The sequence below is a fragment of the Pseudomonadota bacterium genome, from assembly GCA_039196715.1.
GTDB lineage: Bacteria > Pseudomonadota > Gammaproteobacteria > CALCKW01 > CALCKW01 > CALCKW01.
The window spans coordinates 1-10,904 of the sequence record JBCCUP010000111.1 but is presented as its reverse complement, the minus strand read 5'-3'; the positions used below and the strand labels follow the sequence as shown (position 1 = coordinate 10,904).

General features: G+C 63.9%; 10 protein-coding genes. 8 read left to right on the top strand and 2 right to left on the bottom strand.

Annotation, left to right across the window (positions count from 1 at the left end; all coding sequences use genetic code 11):
- Window positions 1-289: 289 nt before the first annotated feature.
- Entirely contained in the window at window positions 290-1,021 is a 732-nt protein-coding gene (locus AAGA11_21565; protein ID MEM9605461.1) for an endonuclease/exonuclease/phosphatase family protein, read from the top strand.
- A gap of 63 nt (window positions 1,022-1,084) precedes the next feature.
- Here AAGA11_21565 and AAGA11_21560 read toward each other — a convergent pair whose 3' ends face one another.
- A complete protein-coding gene (locus tag AAGA11_21560; protein MEM9605460.1) occupies window positions 1,085-1,984 on the bottom strand; it encodes a LysR family transcriptional regulator in 900 nt (299 codons plus the stop codon).
- A gap of 92 nt (window positions 1,985-2,076) precedes the next feature.
- On the opposite strand from AAGA11_21560, the gene AAGA11_21555 reads away from it, so the two are divergent.
- From AAGA11_21555 to AAGA11_21525, 7 genes are all read left to right on the top strand, one after another.
- A complete protein-coding gene (locus tag AAGA11_21555) occupies window positions 2,077-3,057 on the top strand; it encodes a hypothetical protein (protein MEM9605459.1) in 981 nt (326 codons plus the stop codon).
- Window positions 3,058-3,186: 129 nt separating this feature from the next.
- Complete coding sequence (locus tag AAGA11_21550) at window positions 3,187-4,143, top strand: LysR family transcriptional regulator (GenBank protein ID MEM9605458.1); 957 nt, start codon at window positions 3,187-3,189, stop codon at window positions 4,141-4,143.
- Window positions 4,144-4,286: 143 nt separating this feature from the next.
- Window positions 4,287-5,582 carry an alkyl/aryl-sulfatase gene (locus tag AAGA11_21545; protein ID MEM9605457.1) on the top strand — a complete coding sequence of 432 codons (1,296 nt, stop codon included), beginning with the start codon at window positions 4,287-4,289 and terminating at the stop codon, window positions 5,580-5,582.
- Window positions 5,582-6,766, top strand: a complete 1,185-nt coding sequence (locus AAGA11_21540) for a DUF3179 domain-containing (seleno)protein (GenBank protein ID MEM9605456.1) — start codon at window positions 5,582-5,584, stop codon at window positions 6,764-6,766. The genes AAGA11_21545 and AAGA11_21540 overlap by 1 nt, the downstream gene beginning before the upstream one ends.
- 11 nt (window positions 6,767-6,777) lie before the next feature.
- Window positions 6,778-7,356 carry a carboxymuconolactone decarboxylase family protein gene (locus AAGA11_21535; GenBank protein MEM9605455.1) on the top strand — a complete coding sequence of 193 codons (579 nt, stop codon included), beginning with the start codon at window positions 6,778-6,780 and terminating at the stop codon, window positions 7,354-7,356.
- Window positions 7,357-7,431: 75 nt separating this feature from the next.
- Window positions 7,432-8,013, top strand: a complete 582-nt coding sequence (locus tag AAGA11_21530) for a carboxymuconolactone decarboxylase family protein (GenBank protein MEM9605454.1) — start codon at window positions 7,432-7,434, stop codon at window positions 8,011-8,013.
- A 51-nt stretch (window positions 8,014-8,064) separates the two neighbouring features.
- Entirely contained in the window at window positions 8,065-9,075 is a 1,011-nt protein-coding gene (locus tag AAGA11_21525; GenBank protein MEM9605453.1) for a nitronate monooxygenase, read from the top strand.
- 202 nt (window positions 9,076-9,277) lie between these two features.
- Here AAGA11_21525 and AAGA11_21520 read toward each other — a convergent pair whose 3' ends face one another.
- Entirely contained in the window at window positions 9,278-10,426 is a 1,149-nt protein-coding gene (locus tag AAGA11_21520; GenBank protein ID MEM9605452.1) for a hypothetical protein, read from the bottom strand.
- Between the last annotated feature and the right edge of the window lie 478 nt (window positions 10,427-10,904).

Here is a 10,904-nt window from a genome sequence, read left to right as displayed (position 1 = left end):
CGCGAATTTCACGCAGAGGTTGCGCCCGGCCACGCGCACGCGTGCGATGTCCGACGCCACACCGCCGGTCAGCGGTTCGACGGCCTCCACGTCGTCGGCGGCGCCGAGACCGAGCTCGACGACGAGTTGCCGGCAGCGGGTGTCGAGTGTCGTCATGGGCAGTGTGATGGGCTGTGATGCAACTGTGGAGTATCGCACCCCGGGAGGGGCGTGTCGTCGGCCGCGACGCGCGCGGCTGGGGGCCCTGAAATCGGCTAGGGTTGCAGTCGACCTGTCGTGTGCGCGTGCCATGAAGCTCATCAGCTGGAATGCCCAACAGAAATTCCGCGAGAAGATTCAGCACTTCTGCCCGCGCGAGTGGGACGTGTTGGTGGTGCAGGAGTGCGAGTTCACCGACACGGCGATCGCGCGGTACCGCGAGGCCGGCTGGCACGGCTGTTGGGACGGGGAGAACCGGCACAAGGGCCTCGGGGTGTTTGTGCCGCTCGGGTCGTCGATCACCCGCCTCGACTGGGCCGTGCACGGCTGCCGCCACTTCCTGCCCGTGCGGCTCGGCAACGGCGTGGTGCTGGTGGGTGTCTGGGCCATGGGTGGCACCTCACCCAGCGTGTCCTACGCCGGGCAGGTCGCGCGGTTCATCGAACAGCACGGCAAGCAGATTGCGGCGGGGCCGGCCTTGCTGATTGGCGATTTCAACAGCAACGCGATCTGGGACACGCGGCACAAGACCGCCAACCACACCCGCAACCACGCGCTGCTGAATGCGATGGGCTTGCAGAGCCTCTACCACGTGCAGCACGCCGAAACGCAGGGGCAGGAGCGCATTCCGACCTTCTACCTGTACCGGCACCGGCACAAGCCCTACCACCTCGATTATGCCTACCTGCCCGACGACATCGTCGGCGCGTCATCTCTGGTGGTCGGTGACCCGGATACCTGGTTGCAACTCAGCGACCACATGCCCTTGTTCATCGACGTCGCGGTGCACGGGTGGGACGCGGCGGCTGTTCAACCACGCTAGATGTTCGGGTTTGTGTGTGCGGTTTCCGTGGCGATCCACACATTCCCGTCGGCGCGCGCGCAGTCATGCGTCGCTGAAGCTGGCGGTGAGGGTGTCGGCCAACCAGCGCTCGAAGGGGTTGCCGAAATCCGCCCGGCTGAGCAGGTAGGCCTGGGCTGCAGGCACCGCAAGAGGGCATCGGTGCGACACCATTCCCAATGCCTGTGCATGCGGTAGCAGCGGCTTTTCCAGCGTGGTCAGCAGGGCGTGACTGGTGTTGGCGAGCGCGAGCGCGCCGAGGAACGTCGGTGCCACGGCGACAAAGCGCCGCTCGATGCCCCGCCGGCTGGCGGCTTGCTCGACCGGCCCGGGCGATCGGCCACTGCCGCCGACGCCGATGTGGTGCGCGGCCCGCCATCGCGTGAGCGTGGGCGAGTTGGCGAAGGGGTGCGTGGCAGGCGCGAACACGGAGAAAGCCAAGGGCGGTATCTCATGGTATTGCAGGGCCGCGTCCTTGACTTCTCGACCGAAGCCGAGTGCGACGTCGGCCTCGGCGCGGGCGACGGCTGCCGGGAAGTCGGGGGTGTGGATGAACTCGACGCAGATACCCGGCGCGTCGGCGTGCACCTGTGCGATGAAGTCGGCAAAGAGCGGCACGCCGATATCCCGGGTTGCGATCCGTACCGTGCGTGTGCTGGTGTCCGGGTCGAAATCCTGACGGGTGTTGAGGACAGCGTCGAGGTGCCGCACGGCGTGTTCGACGGGCGCCTGCAGCGCGGTGGCCAGGGCGGACAGTTCCATGCTCCTGCCGTTGCGGACCAGCAGGGGATCACCGAAGTGCGACCGCAGTCGGGCCAGGGCGTGGGAGGTGGCCGGCTGGGTGCGGTGGATCTGTTCGGCGGCGCGCGACACCGAGCGCGTGCCGAGCAGGGCGTGCAGGGCTGTGATCAGGTTGAGGTCGATACCGGTCAGACTGTTATTCATAGTGTGGATATAAATATACAAATTATCAATTTGATGCATGAAAAAGCATGCGCAATGCTCGCTCATCGCGTCAACTCAAAGGAGCAGCCCCCATGCGACCCACACCGAGATTCACCCGAGCCGCGGCGCTCGCCACGGCAGCCTGCACGAGTGCCGTGGTCGCCGCCGTGGGTGCGGCGAATGCATCGTCAACCGACACCGCCGTGTTGCACGGCGAGTGGCAGAGCCTGGCGTGCGAGTTGCGGCCGCAATCCGGGCCCGACGGCGTGCAGGACTGGTACCTGACCCGTCGCATCACGTTCTCCGACAACCGCATCGACGCGCGTTTCACCAACTACGCCGACCCGGCGTGCCAGACGCCGGTGCTGGAGTTGGCGTTTGGCGGCGATGTCACCGTGCTCGGGCCCTCCGCGGTCGCACCCAGCGCGATGAACGTGGACCTGGTGGTCAACGACTACCTGCGGTTGACGCCCCGCGCGCAGGGCATTGCCGACTACCTCAACAGTGACCCGAGCTGCGGCGCCGGCGGTTGGGCGCCAGACGCCGAGCAGGACGTGTTCGCGAGTGGCTGCGCGGCCATGGGCGTTAGCGCAGCGAGCCCGACCACCGAGTACGAGGTGCTCTACGTCAACGGCGGGCGGCTCTTCTTTGGTGCGCGGCCTGTCGATGGCAAACCCCTGGCGACGCCGGACACCCGGCCCGGCGCGCTGCAGATGCCGTTGACGCTGGTCCGGGGCGGCGCCACACAGTCCGTTGGCGCAGGCGACGCGCGGGTGCCGACGGCGGTCGAGATCGTCCAATTTGAGCAGCAGCCGGGTGCGGACCCTGCGGAGGTGCGTGCCTTTTTCGAGACGATCACAGCCCGGATGAACCAGAACGACACGCTGCTGTACCGCAGCGTTGCCGAGGGTGAGAACGGCACCTGGCTGTGCGTGAACTACTGGACCTCGATCGACGACATGCGCACCCTCAACCAGCAGGCGCAAACCTGGAAAGACGCCTTCGCGACCATGGGCGCGCTGGCCAAGCCCGAGAGCTTTCGCCTGTCGAGTTACCGGCTCGGCGCGGGCTGAACGCCACAGCCGAGGTGGCCGCGCGCTGCACCGCGCAGTAGGCTTGGGCGCGGAGTCAGTCTGCGGCGGGGATCGGATGGCAGTGACGGTACGCAAGCGGCCACGCCCCGGCGCGGTGGGGTCACGCCGGTGAACGAGCTCGCGTGCCTGCGGGCCTTCGTTCGGGTGGTGGAAGCCGGCAGCTTCACGGCCGCTGCGCGCCAGTCGGGCACGGTCAAATCGGTGATCACCAAACGCGTCAACCAGCTCGAGGCGCACCTCGGGCTGCTGTTGATTCAGCGTTCGACCCGGCGGCTGACGATCACCGACGCCGGGGCCGCGTTCTACGAGCGGGCAGTGCACCTCCTGGCCGAGCTCGACCACGCCAAGGCGGTAGTCAGTTCGGTCGAGTGGGGCTTGTCGGGCCAGTTTCGCGTCAGTTGCGTGCCGTCGTTCACCGCGGCCTACCTCGCGGAGGACCTGTGCGATTTTCAGGCGGAGCACCCCGACCTCGCGATCGAACTGCAACAGCACGCGCGGTTTTGCGACCCGGTCCAGGAGGGGTTTGACGTCTGCCTGCAGGCCGGTGGCGGACACAGCGGCATCCTCGAGAAAGTCGACATCCTGCCGCTGCGGCGCGTACTGGTCGCCACAGCCGGGTACCTCGCGCGTGCCGGCAACCCGGACACACCCGAAGCGCTGAGCACGCACCGCTTTGCCCACAACAACCACGTCGAGCCCGATTGCGTGGTGCCCTTCATGGTGGCGGGTCGGCGACAGGACGTGGCCATCGCTCCGACGCTGCTGACCAACAGCACCTGGTTGTTGCGCGCCGCGGTGCTGCGCGGCGACCACATGGCGATGTTGCCCGCGTTCTTCATCGAGTCCGAGTTGGTTTCGGGTGCACTGGTGCCGGTCTTGCCGGCGCTCGAGATCGCCTGCCCGCAGCTCTCGGCCTACTACCGTCGGACGGCCCACGTGCCCATGAAAGTGCGGATCTTCATCAACTTTCTCCGCCAGCGCTACGGCGAGACGCCGGTGTGGGAACAGCGGATCCTGGCGGCACGCCCGGAGCTCGCAGCCGTGTTCGGTGACCGCGCTGGCTGAGCGTTCGCGGCCTTGATTGTTCGCGTTTCGCGCACACACCGTGCGCCTGGGTGCCCATTACTCGTCGATTGCAATCCAATATACTGCCGAAAGCCGAGCGGGCTCGGACCGTGACGGCACCACACACCACCCGGAGGTGACCTGTGAGCTCAGCGGAGAAGCCCATCGAGCGGTTGCGCGCGCACAACGTCGAGTTCGAGAAGGCGGTGCTGCGGCTGCACGACCGCCTCGCGGTCGCGGTCGGCTACGCGGCATCGAACGTGTCGATGCTGATGGGTGACGACGGCGTGGTGATTGTCGACACCACCGAGAGCACCGCCGCCGCCAGCAACATCCTCGCGGCCTTTCGCGAGGTCACCGACCTGCCGGTCAAGGCGATCATCTACACGCACAGCCACCGCGACCACATCGGCGGCGCGAGTGTCTTCGCCGAGGGCGGCGAGCCGGAGGTCATCTCGCGCGCCAACCTCTCACTCGACATCATGGACGACGGGTCGGGACGGCCGAACCCGAAGAAGGCCATCCTCGACCGCACCAAGCGGCAGTTCGGCATGGGGCTCGCCGACAAGACCGAGCGCATCAGCCTCGGCGTCGGCCCGTCCGACCGGCCGATGCAGGGCATGGGCGCTGGCTTCCTTCAGCCGACGCGCACCTTCGAGGGCGACCGCCTGGACGTGTCGTTGTGCGGTTTCGACCTCGCGTTGCACGCCGCGCCGGGCGAAACGGATGACCACCTGGTGGTGTGGTGGTCTGAACCGAAGATCCTGATTTCCGGCGACAACTATTACAAGTCCTTCCCCAATCTCTACGCCATCCGCGGCACGCGCTACCGCGATTTCGACGTCTGGGCCGACACGCTCGAGATGCTGACCGGCTTCGACGCCGAGCAACTCGTGCCCGGCCACACCCGGCCGCTGGCGGGGCGTGAGCTGATCCGATCGCACCTGCTCGACTACGCCGCCGCCATCCGCAGCGTGGTGGCGCAGACCGTCGACGCGATGAACCGCGGCGAGACGCCGCTCGAGATCATCGAGCACGTCGCGCTGCCGCCCGAATTCGCCGAGAAACCCTTTTTGCAGGAGTTCTACGGCTGCGTGCAATGGTCCGCGCGGGCGTACTTCGAAGGCGAGCTCGGTTGGTTCGACGGCAACCCGACCCACCTCTTTCCGACGCCGCGCCGCGACCGGGCGAGCCGCCTGGTGGACCTCGCTGGCGGGGTGGACGCCGTGCTCGCATCCGCTCAGGGTGCACTTGGAGACGGCGAACACCAGTGGGCATGCGAGCTCGCCGACCTCCTGCTTGACCTCGGGCACGCACCGGACACGGTCAAGGCCCTCAAGGCGGATGCGCTGGAGGCACTGGCCGACCAGACACTCAACGCCTGTGCGCGAAACTACTACCTGGTGTATGCGCGCGAGCTGCGCGCCGGAGCGGTGTGATGACCCTGTACTTTCTGGTGTTCTTTGCGGCGGTGATCGCCGAACTCGTCAAGGGGTTGAGTGCCAACGGCACACCGCCGGTGTTGCAGAAGTTCGACTGGCAGCTCGACCTCGCGCACCGGATGTGGACCCACATCAAGACCGTGCGTGTCGTGTTGGGCTTTGCCCTGATCGTGTTGTTCTTTGCCATGACCGGCGATCAACAGGTGCGCGCGGTGCCGGGCAGCATCCTGCTTGGCATGCTCTGGGCGGGCATCTACTGGGTGTTCAACCACTACTGGGTGGGCCGGGTGAAATTCCAGCCGCTCGGTCAACGGGTGTTCGCAAACGCCGCCGACAACACGGTCGACCCGGCCTTGCCGGTGATCGGAGTCAGCGTCAACGGCGCGACCAAGGCCTACCCGACCAGCATGCTGTTCTACCACCACCAGGTGCCTGACGAGATCGGCGGGCAACCGGTCTGGGCCACCTACTGCGGGCTGTGCCGCAGTGGCCGCATCTACGACCGCACCGTCGATGGCCAGCCGCTGGATTTCGAGCTGGTCGGGGCGATCACGTTCAACGCGGTGTTCACCGACCGTCAAACCGGGTCCTGGTGGCGGCAGGAGACCGGTGAGGCGGTCAAGGGCCCGCGCAGCGGCCACGTGCTGAGCGATATCCCGTTCGAGCAGATGAGCCTCGCCCACTGGCTGGAGAAACACCCGGACTCCGAGATCCTGCAGTACGACCCGGACTTCAGAAAGCAGTACATGATGCGCGACCGCATGATGAACTACGAAGCCAGTCTGCCCCGCTGGCACATGCAGGAGCGTCCGGCGCTCGTGATCGGGGTCGAGGTCGACGGCGCGGCGCGCGCCTACGACTGGGACGAGATGAAAAAGCGGCGCGTGGTCTCGGACCAGCTCGGCGACACACCGGTGTTGGTGGTGAGTGCCGCCGACGAATCCTTGGCCGCGGTCTACGACCGGCGAGTCGACGGTCAGACCCTGGATTTCACCTGGTCGGATGACGTTCTGAGCGACACCGGCACCGGGTCCCGCTGGACGGCACTCGGCCGGTGTGTCGAGGGGCCGCTCGCTGGCACGCAACTGACCGCGCTGCAGAGCTACCAGCAGTACGTTCGCGCGTGGATCGCCTTTCACGAGGGCACGGACTTCTACGACTTCAATCAGGCACGTTCGTAGCGGGGGCTGTCATGACGGCGTACCACGATCGACAGGACTTCGAGATGGGTCACTGGCCCGCACTGCGGGCGCAGTTCAACGCATTGATCACCGTGGTGACCGACGAGAACACCCTGAGTGTGAGCTTCAAACAGGAGCTCTTCACCATGGCGAGCCTTGCCAGTGGCTGCCAGCATTGTCAGTCGCACGGCGCCTTTCACCTCAACGCGCTGGGTGTCGACACCGCGCGCATCCGCGCACTGTGGGAATACGAGACGTCCGAGTTGTTCACCGACGCCGAGCGCGCGGCGCTCGACCTCGTGCGCGCCGCGTCGCAGAGCCCGAATGCGACCACTGCAGCACACGTCGAGGCCTTGCGTGTGCACTACAGCAACGCCGAGATCATCGAGATTCTCGCAGTCAACAGCCTGGCCGCCTGGCTCAACCGCTGGAACGACACCATCGCGACCGTCACCGACCAGGAGTCGGTGGACTGGGCGACCGAGAACCTCTCCGACGTCGGTTGGCACATCGGCAAACACACCGGTGAGCGCGACGAACAGCGCCAGGCGCACCCGATCAACCTGGGGTGGATCAACAAAGGGCAATAATGTCCAGACTGCGCCGCGTGCGGCACAGCAGTCTGCCTGCGCTGCGACAGGCGACCTGACACCGAGGAAGACAACATGGCGGAATACAACAACCGGCAGGATTTCGAGATGGGCCACTGGCCCGAGTTGCAGGGCGCGTTTCTCGGGCTGGTCAAGCTGGTTCAGAGCGACCGAGAGCTCTCGCGGCAGCAGAAAATCGAGCTGTTCACCATGGCGAGCCTGTCGAGCGGGTGCCAGCATTGTCAATCGCACGGGGCCTTCCGGTTGAACTCGATGGGCGTCGACACCGACCGCATCCGGGCCATCTGGGAATACGAGACCTCCGAGCTGTTCTCGGCCGGCGAGCGCGCTGCGCTCGACCTGGTGCGGGCCGCGGCGCAGATTCCCAACGCCACCACGCCCGCGCATTTCGAGGCGCTGCGTGCGCACTACACGAACACCCAGATCCTCGAGATCCTCGCGGTCAACAGCCTGTCGGCGTGGCTCAACCGGTGGAACGACACCATTGCGACTGTGACCGACCAGGAGTCGGTCGACTGGGCTGAGGCCAACCTCGCGGACCTTGGCTGGCACAAGGGCAAGCACGCGGGCGAGGCGAGTGAGCAGCGCACCGCGCACCCAGTGAACACGGGCTGGGTGGAAAAGGAGCCCGACTGAGGCACGTCGACTAGGCTTGGAGGACCCGCTTCACACCGCAGGAGGCCCCTTGTGAAGACGTCCCTGACCGAGCAGCTCGGGATTGAGCTGCCCATTGTCCAGGCACCCATTGGTGGCGCGGCCGTGCCGACCCTGGTGTCGGCCGTGTCGAACGCCGGCGGGCTCGGCACGCTGACCCTCACCGGCTGCGACACCGACACCGCACGCGCGCGCATCCGGGCGACCCGTGCGCTGACCGACAAGCCGTTTGCCGTCAATGCCCTGTTGCCCTACGAGGGCCATTTCGAAGACGCGCTGGATGTGGCGTTGGGGGAGCAGGTCGCTGTCGTCAACCTGTTCTGGGGTGACGCGGGGCCGTGGGCGAACCTGGTGCACGACGCCGGTGCGTTGTTGTCGGTGCAGGTCGGCAGTGTCACCGAGGCCGAACAGGCCGTCACCGCGGGTGCCGACCTGCTGGTGGCGCAGGGCTGGGGTGCCGGTGGGCACGTACGGGGCAACGTCGACGTCCTGCCGTTTGTGACAACCGTGCTGGATAAAGTCAAGGGTGTCCCCGTTGTGGCGGGCGGGGGCATCGCCGACGGACGCGGACTTGCCGCCGTGCTCGCGGCGGGGGCCAGTGGCGCCTGCATCGGGACGCGGTTTCTCGCCGCGGCCGAGGCCGACGTGGCCGACACCTACCGTGAACACGTGCTCAAGGCAAACCAGGCCGACACGGTCTACACCACCGTGTTTGATCGCGGCTGGCCGGATGCGCCGCACCGGGTGTTGCGCAACAGCACCTACCTCGCCTGGGCGGCGGCGGGCGGCCCGCCGCGGGAGCGCCGACCCGGCGCAGAGGATGTGCTCGCGACCGACGGCAGCGGCCACGACGTGCAGCGCTACCTGTCCCACACCGCGACCTCGGACGTGCGCGGTGATGTGGAAGCCTTGGCCCTCTGGGCCGGACAGGGCGTAGGCCTCGTGCAGCGCGTGCAACCGGCTGCGGAGATCGTCGCCGAGATCGCCGAGGAGGCCCGACAGTCGAGCCGCGCGCTCGCGCAGATGCTGGATGAGAGCGCGTAGCGACGGGCCCGAACGCCACTAGCGGGAGAAGGTGATCCCCCGTTTGGGTCTTGACCTGTGTCCGGCGCGGTGGCTGACTGACCGGTGTTCCGGGTTCGGTAAGGGACATGACCGCGTAGGGTTGTCGGTCTCAATACGAGAGCGGTTGATTAGTATTGGATCTAACAAGAAGGATCTAATTTCCCTTGAAATTCAGTAGACATCAGTCTTTTATGCAGAAATATAGAGCGATGTAAGGCGGCATATTATTGTGCGGTTTCCCTCCTCCAGTATTGGAGAGTGTATTGTGCAGTGTCCCAAAGCCATTGATGTACCCGCCTTCTGGGCTATTGTAATTTCTGTCTATTCCGTACCTGTTTGTGGATCCGCCGAGGCCGTCGTGAAGGTCACCCCCTGTAGAAGTCGACAATGAGTGACTGTGTTTCGGGATTTGAGCAATTTCTAGGGTTACCATTTCCTCACCACCTTTTGTACTAGGCAAATACTTGTCACTCGCACCAAGGATGAATCTGTTCTGTGCTTCAACAAAAAAAGACCAGCCGGCTGGACATACGCTCGCGCCGAATTCAGTTGCGGGAAATGGAACTACTGCACCCGATGGAAAGCCGGCGTTATTGATTATTCCTTGCGTTATTTCCTCGTTTTCAACTATTGCGGCTACGATATTTCCTTGGGCTGACTCAATATCCTTAGCAAGTTCCTTTGCTGATTCCAGAGAGTGCTGCAGTTGATCAAGTTCTGATATTTGCCTCTCAGCGCTTCTTATAGAGTTTTTGAAAGCTGGTAGCTGCTGCCTGATTTCTTCAAAAAGATCCTCTGCACGTTCTTTTGTTGCTAATGCGTCTTGCGATCTATCTGTGATTTGTTGTACGCGAGAGGCTAGAGCCTTGCTCGTCGCGTTCTGTTTGCCTAACTGCTCATCTATATCGTTGAGTAGGCCTTGTGCGCGCTCTGTCGCACCTTGGACGCCTTCGAGTGCAGTTTCGAGACTTGTTCTAGCGGATACAACTTTGTCTACTTGATTTGCGAGGAAGCTCAGCTCTTCGTTGAGCTCTTGCGTTCTAAGCTTTCTGTCGCTCTGAAATTTATTCTCAAATTTTGCGAACTCTGCTATCGCTGTGCTCTCTACAACTTCAGAAGTCTGAGAGAGTACCCAGCCGAATCCGCCCAGTAGCGTAACTCCACCAAGGGCTAAAATTGCCTGAATACGGCGTGTATTCTTTTGATCAATTTTCCCCAGTTCGTCAGAAATTCGAATCGAGGCTGAATCGCGGCTCGCAGCTTGCCAGTGAGCGGAGCGCTCATCCATGTAACGCTTAATTTCATCAATTTGGTCCGCATTCAAGCTCACGGCTGGATCCTACTAGTTGAATTCGATCTGTGCCAGTCATTTATTTATATGCAGTGTTGCATTATTACTATATCGTACACCAACCGAAGGTCTTATTGTCAAGGAGCTGGTCGTATGAAACGTTCGTTCAGTGGAACTTAATCCCTTGGCGATGGCTTGATGATCTTGCTCAAGTATGTGACTTATCGTGATTTTTTTGGGGCTAGTCGAATTCTGTTCGAGATGGTTTGATGCTAATTTCACATCATTCAGAGCAAATTATTGAATGTCCACATCGGTTTCAATAGGCTTGTGACTGGCAGGGTTTGCTGATATTAGGGGACGCTCCAAGTTTGCAGATTCGGGCGGAGCTCGATCGCCTTTTCGCCGAGGGTCGCTGGGCCTACCGCTTCGATGTCGTTGCCACGCTCGCCGGCGCCCCGGACACGGGCGGGGCTGCGGCGGTCATGGTGCGTCGCAGCTTGCCCATATACCTCGG